General features: G+C 50.8%; 22 protein-coding genes. 12 read left to right on the top strand and 10 right to left on the bottom strand.

What is annotated here, in order from left to right; all coding sequences use genetic code 11:
* The first annotated feature begins 2 nt into the window (after positions 1 to 2).
* Complete coding sequence (gene entH, locus C2U43_RS06915; RefSeq protein WP_003022055.1) at positions 3 to 416, top strand: proofreading thioesterase EntH; 414 nt, start codon at positions 3 to 5, stop codon at positions 414 to 416.
* A gap of 38 nt (positions 417 to 454) precedes the next feature.
* On the opposite strand, the gene C2U43_RS30025 is transcribed toward entH, so the two are convergent.
* A complete protein-coding gene (locus tag C2U43_RS30025) occupies positions 455 to 4900 on the bottom strand; it encodes an autotransporter outer membrane beta-barrel domain-containing protein (RefSeq protein ID WP_103284863.1) in 4446 nt (1481 codons plus the stop codon).
* A 499-nt stretch (positions 4901 to 5399) separates the two neighbouring features.
* Between C2U43_RS30025 and cstA the strand changes: the two genes are divergently transcribed.
* Positions 5400 to 7505 (top strand): pyruvate/proton symporter CstA, encoded by a 2106-nt coding sequence (gene cstA / locus C2U43_RS06925; RefSeq protein WP_008784063.1) that lies wholly within the window; start codon positions 5400 to 5402, stop codon positions 7503 to 7505.
* Positions 7506 to 7568: 63 nt separating this feature from the next.
* Positions 7569 to 7766: a YbdD/YjiX family protein gene (locus C2U43_RS06930; protein WP_003022064.1), complete on the top strand. Its 198-nt coding sequence runs from the start codon at positions 7569 to 7571 to the stop codon at positions 7764 to 7766.
* Between the two features lie 98 nt (positions 7767 to 7864).
* Here C2U43_RS06930 and C2U43_RS06940 read toward each other — a convergent pair whose 3' ends face one another.
* On the bottom strand, positions 7865 to 8953 hold the full coding sequence (locus C2U43_RS06940; protein WP_103284864.1) for an oxidoreductase: 1089 nt from the start codon (positions 8951 to 8953) through the stop codon (positions 7865 to 7867).
* A 132-nt stretch (positions 8954 to 9085) separates the two neighbouring features.
* Here C2U43_RS06940 and C2U43_RS06945 point away from each other — a divergent pair, with 132 nt between their 5' ends.
* Positions 9086 to 10246, top strand: coding sequence for a pyridoxal phosphate-dependent aminotransferase (locus C2U43_RS06945; RefSeq protein WP_103284865.1), 1161 nt, complete (start codon positions 9086 to 9088; stop codon positions 10244 to 10246).
* Here C2U43_RS06945 and C2U43_RS06950 read toward each other — a convergent pair whose 3' ends face one another.
* From C2U43_RS06950 to dsbG, 4 genes are all read right to left on the bottom strand, one after another.
* On the bottom strand, positions 10247 to 10864 hold the full coding sequence (locus C2U43_RS06950) for an IbrB-like domain-containing protein (RefSeq protein ID WP_103284866.1): 618 nt from the start codon (positions 10862 to 10864) through the stop codon (positions 10247 to 10249).
* On the bottom strand, positions 10849 to 12072 hold the full coding sequence (locus C2U43_RS06955) for a phosphoadenosine phosphosulfate reductase (protein WP_048235901.1): 1224 nt from the start codon (positions 12070 to 12072) through the stop codon (positions 10849 to 10851). The genes C2U43_RS06950 and C2U43_RS06955 overlap by 16 nt, the downstream gene beginning before the upstream one ends.
* 165 nt (positions 12073 to 12237) lie before the next feature.
* Complete coding sequence (gene citR / locus C2U43_RS06960; protein ID WP_079934602.1) at positions 12238 to 13140, bottom strand: DNA-binding transcriptional repressor CitR; 903 nt, start codon at positions 13138 to 13140, stop codon at positions 12238 to 12240.
* 203 nt (positions 13141 to 13343) lie between these two features.
* A complete protein-coding gene (dsbG, locus tag C2U43_RS06965; RefSeq protein WP_032942669.1) occupies positions 13344 to 14090 on the bottom strand; it encodes a thiol:disulfide interchange protein DsbG in 747 nt (248 codons plus the stop codon).
* A 374-nt stretch (positions 14091 to 14464) separates the two neighbouring features.
* On the opposite strand from dsbG, the gene ahpC reads away from it, so the two are divergent.
* The 6 genes from ahpC (at position 14465) to C2U43_RS06995 (ending at position 21113) form a co-directional block, all read left to right on the top strand.
* The gene (ahpC, locus tag C2U43_RS06970; protein WP_002894394.1) at positions 14465 to 15028 is read left to right on the top strand and encodes an alkyl hydroperoxide reductase subunit C; all 564 of its coding nucleotides are present in this window, start codon (positions 14465 to 14467) and stop codon (positions 15026 to 15028) included.
* A gap of 154 nt (positions 15029 to 15182) precedes the next feature.
* Positions 15183 to 16748 carry an alkyl hydroperoxide reductase subunit F gene (gene ahpF, locus C2U43_RS06975; RefSeq protein ID WP_020996553.1) on the top strand — a complete coding sequence of 522 codons (1566 nt, stop codon included), beginning with the start codon at positions 15183 to 15185 and terminating at the stop codon, positions 16746 to 16748.
* 222 nt (positions 16749 to 16970) lie between these two features.
* Entirely contained in the window at positions 16971 to 17525 is a 555-nt protein-coding gene (locus tag C2U43_RS06980) for a TorD/DmsD family molecular chaperone (RefSeq protein ID WP_008784072.1), read from the top strand.
* The gene (locus C2U43_RS06985) at positions 17522 to 19792 is read left to right on the top strand and encodes a molybdopterin-dependent oxidoreductase (RefSeq protein ID WP_103284867.1); all 2271 of its coding nucleotides are present in this window, start codon (positions 17522 to 17524) and stop codon (positions 19790 to 19792) included. The genes C2U43_RS06980 and C2U43_RS06985 overlap by 4 nt, the downstream gene beginning before the upstream one ends.
* On the top strand, positions 19789 to 20346 hold the full coding sequence (locus C2U43_RS06990) for a 4Fe-4S dicluster domain-containing protein (RefSeq protein ID WP_008784074.1): 558 nt from the start codon (positions 19789 to 19791) through the stop codon (positions 20344 to 20346). The genes C2U43_RS06985 and C2U43_RS06990 overlap by 4 nt, the downstream gene beginning before the upstream one ends.
* Positions 20346 to 21113 (top strand): dimethyl sulfoxide reductase anchor subunit family protein, encoded by a 768-nt coding sequence (locus tag C2U43_RS06995; protein WP_057067699.1) that lies wholly within the window; start codon positions 20346 to 20348, stop codon positions 21111 to 21113. The genes C2U43_RS06990 and C2U43_RS06995 overlap by 1 nt, the downstream gene beginning before the upstream one ends.
* 69 nt (positions 21114 to 21182) lie before the next feature.
* Here C2U43_RS06995 and uspG read toward each other — a convergent pair whose 3' ends face one another.
* The gene (uspG, locus tag C2U43_RS07000) at positions 21183 to 21611 is read right to left on the bottom strand and encodes a universal stress protein UspG (RefSeq protein ID WP_003022101.1); all 429 of its coding nucleotides are present in this window, start codon (positions 21609 to 21611) and stop codon (positions 21183 to 21185) included.
* 183 nt (positions 21612 to 21794) lie between these two features.
* Positions 21795 to 22205, bottom strand: coding sequence for a nucleoside diphosphate kinase regulator (gene rnk / locus C2U43_RS07005; protein WP_003831264.1), 411 nt, complete (start codon positions 22203 to 22205; stop codon positions 21795 to 21797).
* Between the two features lie 275 nt (positions 22206 to 22480).
* Between rnk and C2U43_RS07010 the strand changes: the two genes are divergently transcribed.
* Both C2U43_RS07010 and C2U43_RS07015 read left to right on the top strand, forming a co-directional pair.
* Positions 22481 to 23311, top strand: a complete 831-nt coding sequence (locus tag C2U43_RS07010) for an alpha/beta fold hydrolase (protein WP_103284868.1) — start codon at positions 22481 to 22483, stop codon at positions 23309 to 23311.
* Between the two features lie 96 nt (positions 23312 to 23407).
* The gene (locus C2U43_RS07015) at positions 23408 to 24031 is read left to right on the top strand and encodes a flavin reductase family protein (RefSeq protein ID WP_103284869.1); all 624 of its coding nucleotides are present in this window, start codon (positions 23408 to 23410) and stop codon (positions 24029 to 24031) included.
* A gap of 41 nt (positions 24032 to 24072) precedes the next feature.
* Here the strand turns inward: C2U43_RS07015 and rna are convergent, their stop codons facing one another.
* Together rna and citT are read right to left on the bottom strand one after the other, a co-directional pair.
* Positions 24073 to 24879, bottom strand: coding sequence for a ribonuclease I (gene rna / locus C2U43_RS07020; protein WP_048236469.1), 807 nt, complete (start codon positions 24877 to 24879; stop codon positions 24073 to 24075).
* A 110-nt stretch (positions 24880 to 24989) separates the two neighbouring features.
* Positions 24990 to 26453, bottom strand: a complete 1464-nt coding sequence (gene citT / locus C2U43_RS07025) for a citrate/succinate antiporter CitT (RefSeq protein ID WP_003831271.1) — start codon at positions 26451 to 26453, stop codon at positions 24990 to 24992.
* Positions 26454 to 26466: the final 13 nt, after the last annotated feature.

Genomic DNA, 26466 nt, shown 5'->3' on the forward strand with positions numbered 1-26466 from the left:
CGATGATCTGGAAGCGTCATTTAACGCTGGATGAACTCAATGCCACCAGTCAGAACACGATGGTGGCGCATTTAGGCATGGTCTATACCCGGCTGGGTGATGATGTGCTGGAAGCCGAAATGCCAGTGGATAGCCGTACGCATCAGCCATTTGGCCTGCTGCACGGCGGCGCATCCGCGGCCCTGGCGGAAACGCTGGGTTCAATGGCGGGTTATCTGATGACCCGCGACGGGCAATGCGTAGTGGGGACGGAACTCAACGCCACGCATCATCGGGCGGTATCGCAAGGGAAAGTGCGCGGCGTTTGCCAGCCGTTGCACCTTGGGCGTCAAAATCAAAGCTGGGAAATCGTCATCTTTGATGAGCAGGGACGACGCTGCTGCACCTGCCGTTTAGGCACTGCGGTGATGGGGTGAAGATAAGCGCGTCGTTTAGACGCGCTTCGTGACACCAGTTACCAGCTATAGCGCAGATTAAAACTCCCGTTGAGATCGCGGTAGTCGTTATTACCTTTCTGACCCGCCGCCTGGACGCTGACGTTCCACTGGCTATTGAGATTCGCCTGAATTCCCACTTTTAGCTCGCTGCGATCGGCAGGAAGATCCTGTTTTACCGTTGCGTTATCAAATGATACGGCCAGATCGTCGGTGGAGTGTAGCCAGTTAATCTCTGCGAATGGCCGGACGGTAGCATCGACGAATGAAAGCTGGCTATCAATTCGCAGACCAAGACGTGTAGTCCAGCTATCGCCATTTTGCCCGTCTATGCGTGTACCATTTGTCTCAACGCTATCTGCCTCGTAGCGTTGCCAGATAACCTGCGCCTGTGGCGTCAGGCTTACTGTGTTAGCGCTGCTCAAGTTAATGTTGTAGCGGTAACCGCTTTCCAGCGAAATCGCGTGAGCCAGGGAGTCGTAATGCGTTGAACCGGTATTGCCATTCTCGACGCTGTTATTGTAGAAGCCATACTGATACCACGTATCAACATACCAGCCGCGATGTTGCCGGGCATCAGAGAACCAGGTGGCATACGCGCCAAGATTGTAACCGTCGATATCGCCTGTGGCTGTAAACTGACTGCCATCCGCGCCGCGATTTCCGGTGCTGTCGGTACTGCCGTCAAGGTAACTGGCCATCAGGCCAAACGTGATGCTTTGTTGATCATCGCGCCAGGTTGCAAGGTCGCTGCCAATCTGAAACTGGGTGTAATCGCTGTCCATGTCGATATTGCCATTTACAGCCGATGTGTCCGTTTTTCCGCCTTTCATTCGCGCCCAGACGCTTCCTTCGGCCGAGCGGTACTGGCTCCCTTCACGATCGAACAACGTTTGCATCTGCAGGCTACGCGCCAGCCACTGGTTGCCCAGATAAGCGCCTATATCGGCGCGATATTGTGGATTCGATGGGATTACGTCGCTGCCGCTGTCGTCAGGGTCGACAGGTGTCACGTCGCTGCCGCCGTCATCAGGATCAACCGGTGTCACGTCGCTGCCGCCATCGTCAGGATCAACTGGCGTCACGTCGCTACCGCCGTCGTCAGGGTCGACAGGTGTCACGTCGCTGCCGCCGTCGTCAGGATCAACTGGCGTGACGTCGCTGTCGTCGTCATCAGGATCAACTGGTGTCACGTCGCTGTCGTCAGGATCGATCGGGGTGATGTCATCATCCGGGTCATCAGGCGTTTCTGCTTTAGATCGCAGATACCAGCTTTCGTTATCTTCATACAGACGATACTCATACAGCCCGATTTGAATTTGATTGCCAAGAGAAAATGCGTCATCCGATGATATCCCTCCGACGTCGACAATCTCGATACCTTGATCGGTATATGCACCCACGCCATCCACATTATTGATGTAGAGCGTGGTGCTGCCGTTAACATTACCCGAGACAATGAGCTGGTCGGTTGGTGAATTATCATCGCCTAAACTGGCGTTAAGTGAGAGCTGACCGCCGTTGCCCGTGTAGTCGCCGTTGATGATTAACGCATTCCCGGGAGTCGTGCTACTGCTGCGGATTACACCTTGATTGGTTACGTTACCATTAACGATAAACTGGCTATCTGGCGTTGTACGATCACCAAAGCTTAGCAGGCCGACGTTGTTCACAGCACCGTTGATTACCCCGTTACCGCCAAGAGTGGCTCCAGCTTCAACATCGATGCTCTGCTTGCTCCCTTCAGAGCCAATAGCGCCAGAACTAGTCAACCACAGCGTTCCCTGCTGAATGTCTGTAATTCCGCTCCAGGTATTCTTTGCGGTAAGGGTGAGCGTGCCGTCTCCTTTTTTGGTCAGACTTTTACCGTCCCATCCCGTGGTGGCGTTGGGTGAGGTATCTGCCAGCAACCCATTGACGGTAAATGCCTGGCCCGCGTTCAGGGTGAACGTACCGTGTGCAGGCGTAGAGACCGCGGCGGAGTCTCCGGCGTACCAACTGAGCCCCACGCCCAATTCATATTGGGTATTATCAAGGGCATTAACCTGACCAGAAATCGCGATATAGTCGGGCAGGGTATCCGGATCGGTTGAGATCGAAGCGAAATCGCTCACGATTGCGGAGTTGGCATCAATTAGCGTAACCGTGTCGATGTCTGCCAGTTGATTGTCTGAGGTCAGCGCGTTGAGATCCAGCGCATTACCCGAATTGCTGATGTGTAGATCGCCGCCTGGATTAACCTGTCCGCCGGTAATTAGCGGGTTAGCGGAGCGACTGGCCAGCGCCGCGGCGCTTAAATCGACGCTGAGAATACTGCTTTCTTTCAGCGTGACCTCGTCAGCATGCACGGTGCTGTAAGTTCCGGCTGCGTGGTCTGCCGCCAGCTCAAGGGTTCCTGCGTTAGTCAGCGTCGTGAGCGTGGAATCATCGGTAACCCGCCACAGGCTCTGGTCGGCAAGGTTAAGGTTGAGGATTGAATCAATACCCTGGTCGTTGAAGCTTTCATTAACCGAGGTTGCCCCAGCGAAATAAGAATCCGCGTCCATATTGAGGTTGATATATCCCCAGCCGCTGTTAATGATGTCGCCGGTTATGGTCATTTTCCCTGAGCCATTTACCGTCCCGCCAGGTAGAACATTCCCGCCCGAAGAAACTTTCGGATTCCAGATGGCAACGCCGCCGTCGGCGATAATGGTGGTATCGCCCGTCAGATTCACGATACCGCCTTCTTGCATCACCACGCCGTAACCACTGCCGTTAGCGCCGGTCATATCAATGGTCAGATTCTCACCATTGATGATGCCTGCATGGGTAAAATCCCCATCGCCGATGGCCCAAAGACCGTAAGGATTTTTACCGCTCATGATGATATCCGTATTGGATATATTGATCGTCGCGCCACTGTATTGGGCTGATGCGCCATAGCCGTTAACCGCGTAGATAGTGTTTCGCTGCTCTGCGGAACCGTTGAAATTTATGGTTGTCGGTGCGCTGTAAGGGGTGTTGGCCACAATACCGTTGTTCGTGTGGCCTGTGGAATTTCTTCCATCAATGCTGCTGCCTTCACCAATGTTGGCGACGGCGGCATGCATGCTGCTCATTAGTGTAAGAGCGGTGGACTGCGCGGTCGTGACGGTCAGATTTCTGGCATTGAATTCACTGTATCCTCGGCCGGTCAGGTAAATTGTTGATGCAGTCCCGTTTGCGCTAATGGCGCTGTCTGACCCTAAATCAACCACGCCGCCTTCTATTCGAAGCCCTTCCGTCTTCTGGCCGGTGACGTCAATGGTGAGGTGGTTGGCTTTTACTGTTCCGATGGCATCATCTTTACTGGTTGCCGAATAATCCTCAACAATCATCCCGTATCCTTCGGAGAAACCGTGCACGGTGATGGTGGAATCATTGCCAAAATCCACGTTGCCGCTGATGTCCGCGCCTGTACCGTTTGCGCGCTCGTTAGAGGTTGTGGAGAGGGTGATATCAAGGTTATCTGCCGTAAAATAACTTTGTGAACCAGAAACAAGTCCATATGCCGTACCTCCAGGCGTTGAGAGCGTAATTGCGCTGTTCTTGCCCAGATTAATTTGGCTGTATTGCCCCTCCTGGATACCATAAATCGTGGTGCCTGTTCCTGTCTCTGATACGGTGAAATCAATGTTCAGCCCGTTCGCGTTAACCTGGGTGTTTTTTCCAAGATAGAGCGCGCTGCCGCCGGCTGTGCCGCTGGTTAATTCTATGCGGCTGTCATCCCCAAAATTGAGCGTGGTACCATTTGCCCAGTATGTGTCGATACCTACAGCCTTACCGGTTGCATCGGTGTTAACCTGGATTAATCCAGCGTTCATGGTTAACGTATTATTGTCGTCATAGAAATAGACACCCGTCGCATTACCATTTGGGGATTCGGTGATAATTTTACTCTTGTTGCCGAAGTTCAGCGTGGTGTTTTCTGTATGAACGTTAATTCCGTAAGCATCTTTTTTACTAATAGTGTTAATTGATATATTCTCGGCGTCTATATTTGTGCCTGGACTGGTGTTGTTAATATAAAGACCTGTGGTTGATGCTGCTTTCTCCGTTCCTGTGTCTGTAACGTTAATCTGTGTACCGGTACCTAAATTATTATTGGCGCTGTTATCAAGTTTTACCCCAATAGAACCACTATCACCGGTAACGTTAATGGTGGTTTTACCATTAATCTGTACGCCTTGCCCCCCTGAGGACAGACTTTCGATACCCGTGGTTCCATCGACAGATGTCACGGTATCGCCATCATTTAAGTTGATGGTTTCACCGCTAAGCGGGCCGTAGTCGCTGGCATGAACGCAATTTGCCATTAATCCAACTGCCGATAACACCAGGCCTGCGACGGTTGCACGAACCCGTTGATCGCCCTGCGAGAGTTCTGACGTCACCACAAACATATTTCTCGCGATATTCCAGACGATGCGATAGCATTTATTCATAATTTATATCCTTATACGGCCATCCTGAACAACCTGGCGCTGGAAAATTCTGCTGAATTAATTTTATTTTTTTTATGTGGGGTATTTTGTCATTAAAGCTGGTGCTGCAGGTATATTCTTTGTTTTGAAATTGGTGATTAAGGTGAAATAAAGCACTTACTGCATACAAAATCAGGATGGTCTGAATCTCTAAGAGCAATAACCGTTAAGCTGAGAAAGTCAGGTTAATATTGTTAATTAATATCCTTATTAATAGTAAAAATATTAAGTGGCACGCTCAGCATCATGCTGAGAGGAGAATTGGATAAAACATAGAGGTGTTGGCACATACTGCGCAATTTTTTCAGTTGTCTCTGCGTTGATAGTGATCAAGTTAACAATACAATGTAAAAAATCAGTGATATATCTGCTTTGCATGGTTGTCAGGTTGTTAAATCCAGAAAAGATGTTATAGAAACAAAATGTAACATCTCTCTGGATCGGACAACGGATAACAACTATGAACAAATCAGGGAAGTACCTCGTCTGGACAGTGCTCTCCGTTATGGGAGCATTTGCCCTCGGCTATATCGCATTAAATCGTGGTGAACAGATCAACGCGTTGTGGATAGTCGTGGCGTCGGTCTGTGTCTACCTTATCGCTTACCGTTTCTACGGCCTGTACATCGCGAAAAATGTACTGGCGCTTGACCCGACGCGTATGACGCCAGCCGTGCGCCATAACGACGGTCTGGATTATGTTCCCACCGATAAAAAAGTGCTGTTTGGTCACCATTTTGCGGCAATTGCCGGAGCGGGTCCGTTAGTTGGACCAGTGCTGGCGGCGCAAATGGGCTATCTGCCGGGGATGATCTGGCTGCTCGCCGGGGTGGTACTGGCGGGTGCGGTGCAGGACTTCATGGTGCTGTTTGTTTCTACCCGTCGCGATGGTCGTTCCCTTGGCGAACTGGTGAAAGAAGAGATGGGCCCAACGGCGGGCGTTATTGCGCTGGTGGCCTGTTTTATGATCATGGTGATTATTCTCGCAGTACTGGCGATGATCGTCGTGAAAGCGCTGACCCACAGTCCGTGGGGAACCTACACCGTAGCGTTCACCATCCCGCTGGCTATCTTCATGGGGATTTACCTGCGCTATCTGCGCCCGGGCCGCATTGGTGAAGTGTCGGTCATCGGTCTGGTGTTCCTGGTGTTTGCCATTATTTCCGGCGGCTGGGTGGCTGAAAGCCCGACCTGGGCACCGTACTTTGACTTTACCGGCGTACAGCTGACGTGGATGCTGGTGGGCTACGGTTTTGTTGCCGCCGTCCTGCCGGTGTGGCTGCTGCTGGCCCCGCGTGATTACCTCTCTACCTTCCTGAAAATCGGCACCATCGTTGGCCTGGCAGTAGGGATTCTGATCATGCGTCCAACGCTGACCATGCCAGCGCTGACCAAGTTTGTTGACGGTACTGGCCCGGTCTGGACCGGTAACTTGTTCCCGTTCCTGTTTATTACCATTGCCTGTGGTGCGGTTTCTGGCTTCCATGCGCTGATCTCCTCCGGCACCACGCCGAAGATGCTGGCAAATGAAGGGCAGGCCTGCTTTATCGGCTACGGCGGAATGCTGATGGAATCCTTTGTCGCCATTATGGCGCTGGTTTCCGCGTGCATCATCGATCCGGGCGTGTACTTTGCAATGAACAGCCCGATGGCGGTGCTGGCTCCTGCGGGCACGGTTGACGTAGTGGCTTCTGCGGCACAGGTAGTCAGCAGTTGGGGCTTTGCCATTACGCCAGACACCCTGCATCAAATCGCCAATGAAGTGGGTGAGCAATCCATCATCTCCCGCGCAGGTGGTGCGCCGACGCTGGCCGTCGGGATGGCGTACATTCTGCATGGCGCACTGGGCGGCATGATGGATGTGGCGTTCTGGTATCACTTCGCCATTCTGTTTGAAGCGTTGTTTATTCTGACGGCGGTAGATGCCGGTACACGCGCCGCGCGCTTTATGCTGCAGGACTTGCTGGGCGTGGTATCACCGAGCCTGAAACGTACCGATTCGCTGCCTGCAAACCTGCTGGCTACAGCGCTGTGCGTGCTGGCCTGGGGTTACTTCTTACACCAGGGCGTGGTGGATCCTCTGGGTGGTATTAATACCCTGTGGCCGCTGTTTGGTATCGCTAACCAGATGCTGGCCGGTATGGCGTTGATGCTCTGTGCTGTGGTGCTGTTCAAGATGAAACGCCAGCGCTACGCGTGGGTGGCACTGGTCCCAACCGCCTGGCTGCTGATTTGTACCCTGACCGCTGGCTGGCAGAAAGCGTTTAGCCCGGATGCGAAAATCGGCTTCCTGGCTATCGCCAACAAGTTCCAGGCGATGATCGACAGCGGTAACATTCCGGCGCAGTACACCCAGTCGCAGCTGACGCAACTGGTGTTTAACAACCGCCTGGATGCGGGTCTTACCATCTTCTTCATGGTCGTCGTTGTGGTGCTGGGTCTGTTCTCCATCAAAACTGCGCTGGCAGCATTGAAAGAGGACAAACCAACTTCGAAAGAGACACCGTACGAGCCGATGCCTGAGAATGTCGAAGAGATCGTGGCGCAGGCGAAAGGCGCGCACTAATATTCTCTTAACCAACGAGCCCTCTCCTGAACGGGGAGGGCGTTTGTACGACAGGGAAACACTATGTTTGAAACACTCGCCAAAGCCGGGAAGTATTTAGGTCAAACCGCCCGATTAATGATAGGTGTGCCGGATTACGACAACTATGTTGAACATATGCGCGTCACGCATCCGGACCAGACGCCAATGACCTACGAAGAATTTTTCCGTGAGCGCCAGGATGCACGATATGGCGGGAAAGGTGGCGCGAAGTGCTGTTGATTTTTTGCCGGATGGCGTTGATGCTTATCCGGCCTACCACAATGCTCTGACCGTAGGCCTGATAAGGCGAAGCCGCCATCAGGCAACCCGCACCATAATCACACCGTAAACGACTCTACCTTTTCGAATGCTGCGCGCAGTGTCTCCGGCGTTAACGTTACCGGCAGGGCGTGAATGGACTCCACCGGGCGCAGAGTGTGCGCAATCACTTTGTCGATTTCGGCGCGGTTATTGATGTTCACTTCCAGTTGAGCTAATCGGGTTGGCAGGTTGAATCGCTGATAAGCGGTAATTAACTGCGCCAGCACGTCATCTTGTCCCAGCAGCGCGCTCTGCACCAGGATGCCGTACGCCACTTTGGTGCCATGTAAAAACTTCTCGGTTTGTGGGAGGACGGTCAGGCCATTGTGAACAGAATGCGCCGCCGCCACGCGTGTGTAGCGCTCGCCCAGACCACCAACCATGCCGCCTCCGGCAATAATCGCATCCACCACATCGCAAAAAGTGCGGCTTAGCGTGCCTTGTTGTTTGTCTGCCAGCGCCTGCTCGCTGCTTTCCAGCAGGACGTCGCGGATTGTCTGCGCGGCTTGAATACCCAGACGTACTGTCAATGGCAGTGTTTCCGGCTGAGGTGCGAGCACGACGGCTTCATACCACTTTGCCAGCGTGTCGCCGATCCCCGCCAGTAAGTATTCTTCTGGCGCATTGAGAACGATCCCGGGTTCGACCAGCACGAGGAAGTTCGCGTCAGGGAAGATTTCGAAATGTAGTGCCTGGCCCGCATCGTTATACCAGACGGAGAGCGGCGTCCAGGCAGCGCAGGTCGCCGCGATAGTAGGAATACCGACAAACGGCAGATCCAGACGACGGGCCAACGCTTTAGCGGTGTCGAGCAATGTACCGCCACCCACGCCAATCACCACACTGCGATCCTCTCCCGACTCTTTTGCCAGTTGAGCAACATCGGTTTCGCTGCAATGTCCCGTAAACAGCAGGCGTTTAGCCTCGGCAAGATGAAAAGCCTCTGGCAGGTAAGGGCGGGCCGCTTCGATGGCGCGTTCACCATAAACCCACACGGCGCGTGAAAGTTGGTCGGCAGAGAAAAAATCGTTCAGTCTCGACAGGCTGCCAGGATGGGAAAAATAGTTGGCTGGGCCGGTGACGACGCGAATCTCGGTATTACTCATGTTGTGTTGTCCTTTTGGCTGTCCTGTCCAGGCAGGTTATTTTTATATAGACGTCTGAACGTCTTGATTGCCAAATACTAGCATCGTGCTATAGTGGCTTCAACCACAACATCACACGCTGGGATAACAATAATGAGTAATAACCCGCTGATTCCGCAAAGCAAACTGCCTAATCTGGGCACCACTATCTTCACGCAAATGAGTGCGCTGGCGCAGCAGCATCAGGCCATTAACCTCTCGCAAGGATTTCCTGATTTTGACGGCCCACTCTTTTTGCAAGAGCGTCTGGCGTATCACGTCGCGCATGGCGCAAACCAGTATGCGCCGATGACGGGCGTGCAGCCGCTGCGCGAAGCTATCGCGGATAAAACGGCAGACCTGTACGGCTATAAACCCGACGCGAATAGTGAAGTGACCATCACGGCGGGGGCCACAGAAGCATTATATGCCGCGATCACTGCGCTGGTGCGCCCTGGTGATGAGGTGATTTGTTTTGACCCGAGCTACGACAGCTATGCGCCTGCGGTTGAATTATCCGGCGGAGTGGTTAAACGTATCGCCCTGCAACCACCGTCTTTTCGCGTCGACTGGCAGGCGTTTGGTGCCTTACTCAGCGACCGTACCCGATTGGTTATCCTGAACACGCCACATAATCCTTCTGCCACCGTGTGGCATCACGCCGATTTTGACGCGCTGTGGCAGGCGATTAAAGAACGCGAGATCTTTGTCATCAGCGACGAAGTTTATGAGCATATCTGTTTCGCCAAACAGGGGCATGCCAGCGTGCTGGCACATTCAGAGCTGCGGGAACGCGCTGTTGCCGTTTCATCGTTTGGTAAGACCTACCATATGACCGGCTGGAAGGTCGGATACTGCGTTGCGCCAGCCGCCATTAGCGCTGAGCTACGAAAAGTTCACCAGTATCTGACGTTTTCCGTCAACACGCCGGCTCAGCTCGCACTGGCGGATATGCTACGAGAAGATCCGGCACACTATCGCGAACTGCCCGCGTTTTATCAGAAAAAACGCGACGTGTTAGTGAACGCGCTGCGTGACAGCCGACTGGAAATTCTGCCGTGTGAAGGCACATACTTTTTACTGGTCGATTACAGCGCCGTTTCCTCGCTTAACGACGTGGAGTTTTGCCAGTGGCTGACCACTGAAGTGGGCGTTGCGGCAATTCCGCTGTCGGTGTTCTGCGCCGATCCTTTCCCGCATAAACTGATTCGCCTCTGTTTTGCCAAGCAAGAATCGACGCTGTTAGCGGCAGCCGAGCGTCTGGTTTCGTTGTAGCTATTTCACAGTCCAGGCTTTGGAGAATCGACGGTCAGCAAACAACGCTTGCAGGCCGTTGATTTGCTTCAGGCGTAACACCTCGTCGCTGTCCATACCAAGATCCTTGCCAATTCTTTCTTCACTCCATCCCAGTTGCGATAGCTCGCGGACAATCTCGGACATGGCGTGGATTTGATGACGCCCGCGAGCGCGGTTGTGGCGAATGGTTGCCGCCATACGCTCATGGCGTTCGCGTTCTAAACAGGCAACCGGCAGATATCCTTTCAGCCTGGGCCTCAGAGAGGCTTTGGCTTTACCTAACTCGTGGCGGTGGAAACCGTCGACAATTTCGTATTCTTCAGCCGTTGAGTGAACCACTACAATGGGCTGCGTAAACCCGTCAGCTTCGAGGGACTTCAGCAGCAGCTTTTTCTCCGGTGGCGCAACGTTATTGGGGTTGTAGTCATTGGGTGAAATATGATCATTTTTAACCCAAAGAACGCAATCTACGGGCTCCTCGCGAAAGGGACTGACGCGGTGTATTGCCTTTCTGAATTCATTTATGGCTTCAATTCTCTCTGGTTCTGATAAACCAGAAAGAAAGCTGAGGAGTTCCTGAGTTAATCGCTGTTGCATAAGAGTCCCCATTCCTGGCGTTTTGTTTTCATGCGCTCATTGTAGCGTTGATAGTTTTTGGGTTTCGTTGGACTAAATGAGAGAGCCCGGCACCAATAGTCGTTATTCAGCAGAACCTTACAGATACGCCGCCACGACGGAATATCCACTGAACCAATATCTCTTTCCTGGGTTTGTGGGATAATCTCCATGCCTTTTTTCTTATACCACTGTAAATAGACGGCGATTTTATTGCGGTAATGTTCGGCGGTCGTTTCCGGCATACTCTTCAATAACAGCATGGCGTATTCCTGCCAGCTTAAATGTTCGGGTTTTAATATTTTGCGGTGGCCGTAAAAATGGTTGTCCTGACCAGCATATATCCCGCCACTTTTTACCCCACTGACGCGGGAGCACATCATTGCCCAGCGTTCAGGCTCAATAACATGGTAAAGCCACAGCCCCTGGCGTTGTTCTGGTCCAAAGGGTTCGCAGATACGCATGTATCGCGTGGGAACCCCCGCCTGATACATCAGGTTGTACAGGGGATTACACGGGAGCGTTGACTTGGCAAACCACGTCCAGATGTCAGCAGTTTTCCAGTCATAAATCGGATAAATATACCAGGTATGCCCGCCGGGGGCGCTGGTGGTCCAGGGTTTGTCATCGGCAAAACGCTGTTTTTTCGAGTTCGCAATGGCGACGAAACGATTATATGACTCATCGGCGCGTATCCCGACCATCATGGCGGCCGGTCGTTTCTGCGAAAACCATTCAGCGAACTCACGAACAAATTGCTCGAAAGTCATACCGGGTTGGTAGAAAGAGAAAAACTCGGGATCGGTAATGGCATCTGCAGGCGGTTGGCGAACCCATTGAGTACCCGGCTCCCAGCATTGCCATTCAGGCTGAAATTGTGACAGTGAATTTTGCGTCGTCAGCGGCAATGCAACCCAATAAAATTCTTCGATGACATCGGAATAATTCTCGCGTAGCGCCTGGACATAGTCGATCGTGCAGGAAAACTGAGCCTCCCAGTCGATAAATAAGACGTTTATTTTTTTCTGTAACTGGCGGGCAATGGCGGCAGTCAGATGTAACATCAACCCCGAATCTTTACCTCCAGAGAAAGAAACGCAGACACGCGGTAGAGTCTCAAGCGTCCAGGTAATGCGTTCCTGTGCTGCTTGCAGAACATTTTTATCCAACGGTATTTTATAAACAGACATATCAAATCCATATCGAATTTTTATTATTTGCAGCCATAATAAATGTCCGTAATAAGATAGGCTTTTTCTTGCGACATGCAATATTTAAATATATTCATTATTTGCATACTATTTTGTTATTGTATATTCTATGTGAATTATAATGTGTTTTTAATCATGTTATCCTTAACTATCCAAGGATAGTTTGCTTATGTATTCTGCGAAGGCTTTGTTATTCAATGATGCCCGGTTATACATTATGAATAATTTTACTTTTGGTAATTCAAAATCGGTTTTAATTTCTTTAAATTTCAATGCTGGCTGATAAATTTCATAAATTTGTCTGGGGAGTGCACCAATAATATCTGTACTGGCGATAACGTTAGCAATCGAGAGTAAGGAGTCGCTACTAAAACCTACTTTATGGAATGCCATCGATTCGCTTGCACGGGAACGATAATCTTTAATACCCTGATCTTCAGAGGAAAAATATGTAAATTGCTCTTGTTGGATTTGTTCGAGTGTGCTCGTTTCATTTATTCTGGGATGGTTGCCACTGCACACTAAAACACAGTCAATAGTCTTGAAATGAGTACATACAATAGAACGATTGTGAACTGGCGTTGTTGTAATCACCAGATCGGCTTTACGATAGGCAAGGATGTTTTCGGCCGTTTCTGCTGACATTAATATATCATGATGCTCAATTTCAATATCTGAATTTTCTCTGAGGCTATTAATTAAAGATGTCACATTCAGGTTGGTTGTAATTTGTGGACTGTAGATGACGAATTTATTTTTCAGGCTGGAACCGTGCATGATATTGATGGTTTGTTCCAGATTATTGAGATTTTTTTCAAGGTGAAGATGAAGGTTTACCCCTGTGACCGTAGGCGTAATGCCTTTGCCTGAGCGAATAAACAAGGGGTCGTTAAACTGTGTACGCAGTCGCTGTAATGACTGGCTGACGGCTGAAGGGGTAATATACAGTGTTGCCGCAGCTTTACTGATGCTCAAATGTTGATAAATACATTCAAAAATTACCAACAGGTTAAGATCGAATTTTTTGAGGTCATAGAGGTTAGCCATGCATACCTTCCTGTGATGGTAATGTATAGGATAATTCAATTGTTGAATAATTTAAATTCTAATCATTCTTAGAATTTATGTTTATGGCTTAATGAATAATTAACTTAAACTAAAATAACACAGATTGCTTGATGGTTACGATAAAAATACATTTTAAAGAGTGATTGAAATGAGAACCATAACAATCACTCATTCTGTTACCTTTATTTATTTCCCATAATAATATTTAATTTATCTTTATCGGGTAATCCCACTTCCTGTTGTAACGTATCGTCTTTGCTCATGTAGTAGATCGCGGGCGTCACATTAGCACCTAAATCATCCATGAGTTTTTGGTTGATATTCAGTACTTTCATCTGTTCTGGATGGACAGACGTGGGGATTTCCAGCTTCATTTTCCCGCCGGATGCTTCATAGTCATGCCAGGTTTTGGCCGGATCTTTGGATGCCAGGATTGCAGCAGCGGTTGCCGGGCTTTCGGGCTTGATCACGCCAACCAGCAGCGTACGCAGCTGAACTTTACCGGAATCTACCCATGGGCGCGCCTGCTGCCAGAACTGTTTGCAATAAGGACAGAAGGGATCGGCAAACACGTAAACGATGACCGGGGCTTCTTTTTTCCCGTCCAGAATCCACGACGCTTTTTCCATTCGCTGCCACATCTCACGTCCGGCAGGGGCATAGATCTCTTTTTCTATGAGCGCATTACTGAGGTTTTCTCCTTTTTCATTATACATGTAGCCGGAGATGGCATGTTTACCGTCAGGCGTGACATAGATAGTGACCCCCATGTCCTGGTATTTTCCCAGATAGCCTTTCATTCCACCCGGTGCGTCGAAGGGCTTCAGGATCGTAATTCCCTGTTTCTCAATGGCTTTAACAGGGGCAGGGAGCTCCTCTGCGTGCACGATAGCGGGGAGAAGAGTTAAGAGTAAGGTGCGTTTAAACATTGATTTTCCTTATAAAATCAGCAGGAAAGTGGGCTTAATTGCAAAACCTATCACAGCCATAGGTAAGATCGACGGTCTGTCGATTGCCCTTTCTTTAGTTGGGTGATGTAATCCCCATCGCTGTTACGACCTTTGTTAAGGTAATGTAGAGCGCAACACATAGCCAGCTCTGCTGGCACTGACGTTACCTGCGGGTAGCTCGGGTAATGAGGCTCCCTGCAAAGGGGGCCTTTTTTACTTTTATCTTTAGGTTCACAACATGAGTTTGAGTGGGTTGTTAGTTAACGCTTATTGATTTGATAAAGGAAACGCATTAGCCCTGCTAAGAGATTTTCGTTAACTTATCTCTCAACGAAAACACGGAGGAAGTACAGATGTCTTTGATTAATACCAAAATTAAACCTTTCAAAAACCAGGCGTTCAAAAACGGTGAGTTCATCGAAGTAACCGAGAAAGATACCGAAGGTCGCTGGAGCGTCTTCTTCTTCTACCCGGCTGACTTTACTTTCGTATGCCCGACCGAGCTGGGTGACGTTGCAGACCATTACGAAGAACTGCAGAAACTGGGCGTAGATGTGTATTCCGTGTCTACCGACACCCACTTCACCCACAAAGCATGGCACAGCAGCTCTGAAACCATCGCGAAAATCAAATACGCGATGATCGGCGACCCGACTGGCGCCCTGACCCGTAACTTCGACAACATGCGTGAAGATGAAGGTCTGGCTGACCGCGCAACCTTCGTTGTTGACCCGCAGGGTATCATCCAGGCAATCGAAGTTACTGCTGAAGGTATCGGCCGTGATGCGTCTGACCTGCTGCGTAAAATCAAAGCAGCACAGTACGTCGCTTCCCACCCAGGTGAAGTTTGCCCGGCAAAATGGAAAGAAGGTGAAGCAACCTTAGCGCCATCTCTGGACCTGGTTGGTAAAATCTAAGTCGCATAGTTTGTAGGCCGGATAAACGTAGTGCATCCGGCATTCCACAGGCGCAAATTTGCGCCTGTTTCATTCCAGCACCATGACGCAAGTTGCATTAATGCAGTCCAGCAAAATCGGCTTGCATGATGATGTTTTCAGAGAGGGAAGAAGAATGCTCGACACAAATATGAAAACCCAGCTCAGGGCTTACCTTGAGAAACTGACCAAACCTGTTGAGCTGATTGCGACGCTGGATGACAGCGCTAAATCGGCAGAAATCAAGGAACTGCTGACTGAAATTGCTGAACTGTCAGAAAAAGTCACCTTCAAAGAAGACAATACTCTGGCGGTGCGTAAGCCATCGTTCCTGATTACCAATCCCGGTTCTCACCAGGGACCGCGTTTTGCCGGTTCTCCGCTGGGTCATGAGTTTACCTCTCTGGTGCTGGCGCTGTTGTGGACCGGTGGTCATCCGTCAAAAGAGGCGCAGACGTTGCTGGAGCAGATCCGCGATCTCGACGGTGATTTTGAATTTGAAACCTATTATTCACTTTCCTGCCATAACTGCCCGGACGTGGTGCAGGCGCTGAACCTGATGGCGGTGCTGAACCCACGTATCAAACATACGGCGATTGACGGCGGTACTTTCCAGAACGAAATCACCGATCGTAACGTGATGGGCGTTCCGGCGGTATTTATGAACGGCAAAGAGTTCGGTCAGGGGCGTATGACGTTGACTGAGATCGTAGCGAAAGTGGATACCGGCGCAGAAAAACGTGCGGCTGAAGAGCTGAATAAGCGTGATGCTTATGACGTGCTGATTGTGGGTTCTGGTCCTGCAGGTGCGGCGGCAGCGGTGTACTCCGCACGTAAAGGCATTCGCACCGGTCTGATGGGCGAACGTTTTGGCGGCCAGGTTCTTGATACTGTTGATATTGAAAACTATATCTCAGTACCGAAAACTGAAGGTCAGAAACTGGCAGGCGCGCTGAAAGCACACGTTGATGATTATGATGTCGATGTGATTGACAGCCAGAGCGCGAGCAAACTCATTCCAGCAGCGCAGGAAGGCGGTTTGCATCAGATTGAAACGGCCTCCGGCGCGGTGCTGAAAGCACGTAGCATTATCATCGCCACCGGCGCGAAATGGCGCAACATGAACGTTCCGGGTGAAGATCAGTATCGCACCAAAGGCGTAACCTACTGCCCGCACTGTGATGGCCCGCTGTTTAAAGGCAAGCGTGTTGCGGTGATTGGCGGCGGTAACTCCGGCGTTGAAGCGGCTATCGACCTGGCAGGTATTGTTGAACATGTGACGCTGCTGGAGTTTGCTCCTGAAATGAAGGCTGACCAGGTGCTGCAGAATAAGCTTCGCAGTCTGAAAAACGTCGACATCATTCTGAATGCGCAAACGACAGAAGTGAAAGGCGATGGCAGCAAAGTTACTGGCCTGGAGTATCGTGACCGTGTGAGCGGCGATGTTCACAATGTGGAACTGGCAGGTATCTTTGTTCAGATTGGTCTGCTGCCGAACACCAACTGGCTGGAAGGCGCCGTTGAACGTAACCGTATGGGTGAAATCATCATCGATGCCAAGTGCGAAACCAGCGTGAAAGGCGTTTTCGCTGCCGGTGACTGCACCACCGTACCGTATAAGCAGATTATCATCGCGACCGGTGAAGGCGCGAAGGCCTCGTTAAGTTCGTTTGATTATCTGATTCGCACGACAGTAGCATAAAAAAGTAAGACTCACCTGCAATGCCAAAACCGCCAGTCATCCGCTGGCGGTTTTTTATTTCCATACACTTAAATTGTCAATTCTTGAAACAATAAACCGTTTAAAACATTCACTTAATTAGCCTGATCATTATTTTCATCAAAGAAAGAGAGGGCGTTATCTTTATTATATTAACCTGCATTATTTTTTCATTTGTTGTGTGAATAAATGGTTGGTTAATTCATGGGTGAAATATATGAAACCCTGACGATCTTTGAATCGACAGGGTTATTGTTACGTGATTTTTTTATCTCTCACGATAGTTACACGCTGAAAGCGGCTTATTCAGCTTTAGATACAAATGCCTCAACGCTAACAGAGCAGGAGTGGCTGGAGGCGGAGTACGACTTCAATGCACTATTTGTTGGGCCGCAGACGCTAAAAGCCCCGCCGTTCGCTTCGGTATACCTTGAAGAAGATGCCCTCGTAATGGGTAAATCAACCTTAAGCATTCGGGAATTCATGGCAAATATAGGTCTATCTATAAACCATGTAAATAATATCCCGGATGATCATATTTCCTGCGTATTGGAATTAGCAGTTTTATTATCGGCTAATGCCAGGATATCAGCAGAATACCAGATCGTTATGACTCGATATGTAATTGAGTATATAGCGATGTGGATGCCCGCGTATATAGAAAAAATACATATAAATGCACAAACCGTTACGTTGAAAAACGTCGCGGAAAGGTTGTCTTTTTGGCTTGATGAATTAAACACGAGAGTATCAATATGAGTAATGAACCGGGAGTTCTGAACAGACGTTCATTTTTGAAAGGGTTGATTGCCCTTGGAACGGTGGCTGCCCTGCCAGGGGGATTGCTGACTTCACGCTGTGCATTGGCGCAACCGCCAATTCCGTTTAATCCCAAAACCTACAAAATCTATCGTAACGCCTGTCCACGTAACTGCTATGACACTTGTAGCCTGAAAACCTGGGTGAAGGATGACGTCATCACCTTTGTGGAAGGCGCGCCTGAATCAACGTTTACGCATGGAACTCCGTGTGTGAAGGGATTGAGCTATCCACGTAGGGTATACAGCCCGGACCGCATTAAATATCCGATGGTTCAGGATGTTCGCGGCAGCGGTAACTGGCGTCGTATCTCCTGGGATGAAGCAATGCAGCGCATTGCGACCAAGATGCTGGAGATTAAAAAGAAAGATGGTTCAATGTTGGGTCTGGCGCTGACCAAGTACTCAGGCAAATTTGGTGTATTGAACTATGCCGTTGAAGGGATGATGTCTTCACTGGGTTACACCACCCGTTTTGCCGGAACACCTTGCTGGCCAGCCGGTATCGACGCGCAAAACTACGACATGGGCGACATGTGGTGTAACGACCCGGAAGATATGGTGAAAGCCAAATACATTATTATCTGGGGCGCTAACCCGGCCTGGTGCTCTATGCACACCATGAAGTACATCTATCAGGCGCGGGAAAAAGGCGCAAAAGTGGTCGTTATCGATCCACTGTTAACCCAAACCGCTGCGAAAGCCGATCTCTATTTACGCGTTCGGCCAGGATCAGATGGCGCTCTGGCGCTGGGGATGGCACGCCACCTGGTGGACAAAGGATTGGTTGATCAGGATTTCGTTAACAACTATTCCCATGGTTATGCTGAATTTGAAGAGTATTTGCGTAATAACGTTACCGTAGAGTGGGCATCTGAGATTTGCGGGCTGTCGGCGGATGTTATTCGCCAGTTGGCGGAAGAATTTACCGCGGTTAACCCTGCTACCGTGTGGATTGGCTACGGCATGCAGCGCCATGTCAACGGCGGCGCTAACGTACGGGCGATCGATGCCTTTGTGGCAATGACCGGCAATATTGGCATTGAGGGCGGTGGCGCTCGCTACGGTCATTTGCATACCTGGGGCTTTAACTACAATGCCATGTTGCAGAAGCCACCGGTAGGCTCTATCGGGATGCCGGGAGCGGCGGGCACAACCAGCGAGTTTGGTTCTGCGGGGGAAGTCGCACAGTATTCCGATCGCTCGTTGAATATCAACCAGACCGCAAAGGGAATTCTGGAAGCCAAAGAGCCGCCTGTCCGAATGCTTTGGGTTGCCTGTAAGAATCCGTTTGCTCAGGATTTTGATCGCAGCAAGATGGAAAAAGCATTCGAAAAACTGGAAATGGTGGTGTGCGCCGACCAATTCTTTAACGAGACCGTCCAGCATGCCGATATCGTTTTGCCTGTCACCACAGCCTTTGAAGAGTGGAACGTAGACGCGTCATATTGGCACTACTGGCTCTCAATCAACCAGCCTGCAATTAAGCCAATGTATGAGGCAAAATGCGATCTGGAAATCGCCGTTTTACTTTCCCGCACAATCAACAAGCTGGAGCCGGGTTCTTGCACATTCCCGCAGGAGTTCGATCATAAGCGCTGGCTGGACCAGGAGTTCAATGACGGAATGGCCAAAATGTTTGGTATCTCCTCCTGGGATGATTTACTGGAAGGACCGAAAAAAGCCATTCTGCCAAGTTCTGCGGCCTGGTATGACCGTAAGTTTAAAACGCCCTCTGGAAAGTTTGAGTTCAAATCTGAGCTGTGTGAGAAAAATGGTCATACGGCGCTGCCGGAATACAAACCGGAGGCAAAAAGCACGTTGCCATTCCACCTGTTTACGCCGCATGTGCAGTTCGGTATCCATTCCCAATTCATCAACCTTGACTGGATGCAGGTCTTCTATCCTGAACCGTTTGTTTATATGCACCCGGTTTCCGCCGGGAAAAGAGGCATCGCTGAAAATGACCTGGTGAAAGTGTTTAACACCGCAGGTGAGGTGGAGTTACGTGCGAAGGTAACCGCTAACGTTCCGGAGGATTTCCTGGTGATGTACGAGGCGTGGTTCCCGAAACGGAAATACAACGTTCAAAACGTAGTGGCGGATACTCCAGCCGATATGGGCTTGATGAAAACTGGTGCGCCAGGTGCGGCCATCCATAGTCAGTTTGCGGACATCATTTTGATCGATAAAGGAGCAGCGGCATGAGGCGCGCGTTTTTAGTTAATAGCGATAAGTGTATCGGCTGCCGTGGCTGTGCGATGGCGTGTAAGAGTTTTAACCAGCTGGAGCCAGAACGTTTCTGGCGCTACGTCTACCCGCTGGATAAAGAAATTTATCCGCATGAAGAGCGAGCGTTCTACTCGCTGGCCTGTAACCACTGCGAAAATCCGGCCTGCCTGGCGGCTTGTCCGGTAGAGGCGTACACCAAACGTGAGGATGGCGTTGTTGTGCATAACCCGGAACGTTGTATCGGATGCAAAAACTGTATTCGCAACTGTCCATACGGTGCGCCGCGCTTTAATGAAGAGACGAAAAAAGCGGAAAAATGCAGCATGTGCTATGAGCGTCTTGATGTTGGCATGCAGCCGGCGTGCGTGAATGCCTGTCCGGTAGGTGCGCTGACGCTTATCGATCTGGATGCCGATCCTATACCTGATAATGCGGTGCAGTATCCGCCGGGATTCCCGCGTATGCCGCAGCTTAATCCTGGCACGCGTTTTATCCTTGCGCGTCAACCAAAGCAGCCGGAGGCCAAGTAATGGAAAAGTATGAACTTCCTCTGGTCATTTTTACCGTATTAAGCCAAATGTCGGTTGGGATCACGCTCATTCTGACGCTGCGTGTGCTGCAAGGAAAACTGGAGAGCAAGCGCCTGTACTGGCTGGTAAGTGGACTGGTTCTGGCGGCGGCGTCCGTGGCGGCGATATTACACCTTGCGCATCCGGATCGCGCCTACGATGCCTTGATCAACCTGCAGCACGCCTGGCTGAGCCGAGAGATTCTGGGCGCCACTTTATACGGTGCAGCTGTCGGGGTGACGTTTTTGGCAAAAGGGCACAAAGCACCAGCTGTTCTGGCCTCTGTTCTCGGTATCGCGCTGGTGGCGGTACAGGGGATGACCTATGCCGCCCCGGCAATGGTGGCGATCGCCAACGGTCTGACAATGCTGTTGTTCTTCATCACGGTGTGGGTGATGGGGTGTGCTGCGATTCCACTGCTTAACCTCGCACCTGCCGTTGCTGCATTGCGCCAGGGGATTGTCGTGTGTATGGCAGTCATGATCGCCGCACCCATTATCTGGCTAAGCGGTGGCACCATCATGCAGATGACGGCGCATGCCTGGCTGACGTCGCCACTTTATCTGGCGAGTCTGGTGTGTCTGGCGGTGGCCTTTGTGCTTAGCCGTCAGGGCGAGCATCGCGCAAAAGCGCTTTTCGTCCTGCTGTTTGTTGGCATATTCCTGAGCCGTCTGACGTTTTTTGGCGATACGATCAGCTCCATCGTGAATATCGGCCATTTGTATTAATCGTGAGGTAATAAAAACCCCTGTCAGGCGTTAACCTGGCAGGGGTTTTCTTTAGCAAATCAGTGGCTGTTAACGAACAACCAGCACTGGCAAAGTCGCGTGTCGAACAACGCTGGAAGCGTTAGAGCCGAGCAGATGGGTGCTGATTGATGGGTTACGCGACCCAATGACAACGACATCCGCATTCAACTCTTCACCCAATTCGTTGACCACGTCACGTACGCTGCCAAAGCGGACGTGTTGCTTAATACGGGAAGGATCGATGCTGAAGTGACCGACCATCGTTTGCAGACGGGTTTCCGCTTCGTGTTGCAGATGCTCTTCAAAACGACGGACATCGGCTGCAAAGCGGTGCAGGCTTAAGCTCGCTGAGCCTGGCAGCACATGCAGTAGATGGATAACCCCTTTATCCTGGGCCAGAAATTCTGCATGGCGAATAGCCTTGTCGCTCAGTTCCATTTCGAATACATCAACTGGCATTATGATTGTGTTGTACATAAACATTCTCCTTGTCATTACATGAACACATAACAGCATAGTATTAAAAATGATTCTGTCAGTCACGACACAGATTTATGTTTTGCGAACAGGAAAGAAAGCGAGGAGCAGGGAGATCTAACCGGAAAGAGGATGCGGATGCATCCCCTGTAAGATAAAGCGAGTGGCTTTGATAAGACAGAGTTAGCGCAGGTAGTCGCCTGCAGCTTCAGGCTGGTACTCAAGCTCGATAACTTCGAGGTGCGTTGAGGTCCCGCCTGGCAATTCCCAGTGAATGGTATCACCAACGCGCAGCCCCAGAAGTGCAGCGCCGACAGGTGCCATTACCGAAAGCTGTGTGTTGCTGTCAGTCATAGTAGCCGGATACACCAGGGTACGCACACGGACTTCGCCATCACTCAGATTGCGGAATTTCACGCGGCTGTTCATGGTCACGACATCGTGCGGCATGGTTTCTGGAGAACACATTTGGGCACGATCCAGCTCGGCGTTAAGGGCGTCGGCAATCGGTAAACCAGCAAACGCAGGTTGCTCCAACAGGCGGTCAATGCGTTCCGCATCGAGGTCGTTAATGATGATAGTTGGTCTGGACATTTATTACTCCATGTCGTCGATACTGCGGGTGCGCAGGTAAATAATCCCAAAAGAAAACCCTCACCGTCAGGCGGCAAGGGTTTAGCTTTTATGATGATACTGAGACTTACCCCATGTTTGAAGTGATTTAGTTCACATTCAGGTAAATCATCAACATTGTCGCATATGGTGTGATTTTAGCCGAAAAACGTGATCGTTCTCCAATTTGCATTATGCTTTTTAAGCGCTCGCTGCGGGCGCGTCAAACAACTCAGTGTTCCGCGACAGGAGATCTCATGAGCCAGTACGACAAACTTACCTTGAAAGACGGCAGCTATTTGCATTTTAAAGACTGGGGAAGTGGACAACCTATTGTGTTTAGTCACGGTTGGCCGCTGACGGCAGACGCGTTTGAAGATCAGATGCTGTTCCTTGGATCGAAAGGATTTCGTGTGATCGCCCATGACAGGCGCGGACATGGGCGTTCGGCCCAACCCTGGGATGGACATCATATGGATCAGTATGCTGACGACCTGGCTGAACTTACCGCGCATCTCAATCTTAAAGATGCCGTACATGTTGGGCACTCTACCGGCGGTGGGGAAGTGGCTCGTTATATTGGCCGGCATGGGACGCAGCGGGTGGCAAAAGCGGTGTTAATTGGCGCGGTGACGCCTATTATGATCAAGACTGACTTTAACCTAAATGGCGTGCCGAAAGAGGTATTCGATGGCATCCGTGAGGGGGTTGTGAACGATCGCGCCGCATTTTTCTATGAGCTGACCGCTGCATTCTATGGCTACAATCGTCCTGGCGCAAAAGAGTCGAAAGCCGTCAGGGAAAGTTTTGTTGAACAAGGTTTACAAGGTTCCATCAAAGCGTTGTACGACTGTATACACGCGTTTTCGGAAACAGATCTGCGTGAAGACCTCAAAAAGATGACCATCCCGACGCTGGTGATCCACGGTGATGACGATCAGATTGTTCCGTTTGAAACCTGCGGAAAGGTCGCGGCGGAAATGCTGCCGGACTCGCAGTTGAAGGTATATGTCGGCGGCTCGCATGGCATTTGCACCACCCATAAGCAACAGATCAACGGTGACCTGCTCAACTTTATTCAGTCGTAATCGTTGGCAGATTGTTCTACGCTGATCTTCTTTTTCCAGGGGGATGAGCGAAGCATAATTTGTGCTGCGCTGACGTTAACTTCAACAGGGAACGCTATGTATTTCTATCAACCGTCACAGGGACACGGCTTACCGCATGATCCGCTAAATGCCATTATTGGACCCCGCCCGATTGGCTGGATTGCGTCGCGTGACGGCAACGGTCGGCACAATCTGGCACCATACAGTTTCTTTAACTGTTTTAACTATCATCCGCCGATTATCGGTTTCGCCAGCAGCGGCTGGAAAGACAGCGTGCAGAATATTATCGAAACCGGTGAATTTGTCTGGAACCTGACGACTCTTGAGCTGGCCACTGCGATGAACGAAACGTCAGCCAGCTTGCCGCACGGTGAGGACGAGTTTTTTGCCGCCGGGCTTAGCAAGGCAGATAGCCGGATAGTCAACGTGCCGCGCGTGGCGCAAAGCCCGGTCAATTTTGAGTGTCGCTTATCGCAAAGCCTGCAACTGACTACCGCTGATGGCTCACCGGTTGATACCTGGCTGGTGTTGGGAGAAGTGGTAGGCATTCACATAGATGAAACGCTCCTGGAAGACGGCATCTATCAGACGGCGAAAGCGAAACCGGTACTGCGTGCAGGTGGGCCAACGGCGTATTATTCGATCAGTGAAACACATCGTTTTGATTTAGTTCGCCCGGACGTCCGTGCAAAACGCTAAGTTTACGGACCGACGCCAGCTCGCAGCGTCGGTCGCAAGTTTCAGTATCCCACTTTGTCGATAATAAACTGTTTACCGCAGCTACCCGGATGCGGTTGCGGTAAGAATGACTGGGCAGATAACGTCTGGTTGATGTTGTCGGCTTTCAGGGATAACTGGATCTCAGTGAGATACGCTGGATTGCCGTGGCAGCTTAGCTTCACAGCTTTGACGTTCTCTTTGCCCCAGCTTTTGGCAACGGCGGCGTCAAATGCGTTACGGCTGACGGTTTTGCCGTAGTTTTCCGCCAGGAATTTGCCCACCTCGCTGTCCTTAACCTCATTATTCAGCCGCACCATCGTGCCGAAGTACGCGTCGGGATCAAAACCGAAACACGCGCCATGTTTGGCATACTCGTAACGTTCCAGACAGGATCTTCCTCCAGCGCCGGGCATTACGGCGCTGAGTTTTGCCGCGCTTTCCAGCGACAGCCCGGTTTCGGGGGCCGCGCATTTACGGCTGGCGCGGGCTTCAGGCAGGTTGGGAATAGGGCGAGTCGCGCAGCCAAAACGCATCCAACGGCGATTGTCTACTCCACGGGCAGCAATGGATTTAGGCAGGCTGGGCCATAAACCGTGAACGGTCAGGAAATCAGCTTTGTCTGCGCTCTCTTTTTGCAAACGACATTCGTCAGGCTCCTGACGATTACGCTCGTGTTGGCTCTGACAAAATCCGGTTTGCCAGGAGAGAGCCAGCACATAGCTGTCAAAATCAGCGTACTGTTTTGCCTGAAGTTCATCGGCCTGAGCTGCAGAAACTGGTAGCAGGAGTGCTGCCAGCAACGAAGAATAACGCCATGTTGATGTCATGATGATTTCGGACACTTATATAAATTCTGAATATCATCTATTTAATCATAAAAAATGCCAGTCAGGTTTAGCTGACTGGCATCATTTTCATCAAGCGTGAACGGGAATGATTAGCTCCACATTGCCAGAATCGGCCAGCCGACCAGCAGAAGCATAGCGATGTAGATAACGCCGAAGATAGCACCCAGACGCCAGTAGTCTTTGGACTTCACATAACCACAGCCGTAGATGATAACGCCTGGGCCTGTTGCATATGGAGTCAGACAGCCCATGATACCGATGGACAGTACCAGCAGGATACACAGGTGTTCCATCGGCACGCCCGGGATACCTTTACCGACGGCCAGAATAACCGGCAGCATGGTGGCGGTGTGAGCGGAAAGGCTGGCAAACAGGTAGTGAGCAAAGTAGAACACCAGCACCAGAACGATCACGGTCGCGTTAGGCGAGAAGCCTTCCAGGTGCGTGCTCATAGTGTTGGCGAACCAGTCGATGAAGCCTGAACGGGTTAAACCATTCGCCATAACGACCAGCGTGGCGAGGTTAACCAGAGTGTTCCATGCGCTGTTATAACGGGTAATGTCTTTCCACGGTACAACGTGCAGCGCCAGCATCAGGGAGACAGCCAGCAGGCCCACTGCGGTTGCATCAATCAGTTTACCACCGAAGACCCACAGGCCCAGGCTGAGCAGTACCAGACCGATCAGCGTTATCTCTTTACGGGTAAGTTTACCCATGCCTTTCAGTTCATCACCGGCCCAAGCGGCAACTTCAGCACTGTGAGTAACTTCTGGTTTGTACAGAACGTATGACAGCCACGGAGCAACGATCAGCAAAATAATACCGACCGGCAGGAAGCTGAGGAACCACTGCAACCAGCTGATTTGAATACCGGCAATTTTGTTGACGAATTCCAGACCCAGCACGTTAGGCGCAGCGCCGGTCACGAACATCGAGGAACTCAGGCTGGTACTGATGACCATCATCCACATCAAATATCCACCGATACGGCGCGCGGAAGGATCGTTCGGGAATGATTTAAACAACGGCGGCAGGTTTTTGATAACCGGGAATACGGTGCCACCGGTACGCGCAGTGTTAGATGGAGTAAACGGTGCCAGCAGAATGTCGATGATAACAATCGCATAGCCCAGCGTCAGGGTACGTTTACCCATGAATTTCACCAGGAACAGCGCGATACGACGACCCAGACCGGTGACTTCATAACCCAGTGCGAAGATAAACGCACCAAACACCAACCACACGGTGGTGCTGGAGAAGCCCGCCAGACCCCATTTCAGCGCTTGCTTACCCGCTTTAAACGCCGGATCGGCCAGTTCTGAAGCATCAAACAGCAGATAGTTGCTGCCGATAACGCAGATCGTTACGGCGATAAAGCTGATCGCTGTTGCCGGAATTGGCTCCAGGATCATACCGACGATCATCGCCACAAACACGGCAAAGTAGTGCCAGGCCTGTGGAGGCATTCCATCAGGGACGGGGATAAGAAACATGACACCCATGACGACCAGGGGGGCCAATAACTTCCATATTTTATCTTTTGCTAAAGACATGTGTGTGATTCTC

The organism is Citrobacter freundii complex sp. CFNIH9 (assembly GCF_002903305.1).
Classification (GTDB): domain Bacteria; phylum Pseudomonadota; class Gammaproteobacteria; order Enterobacterales; family Enterobacteriaceae; genus Citrobacter; species Citrobacter portucalensis.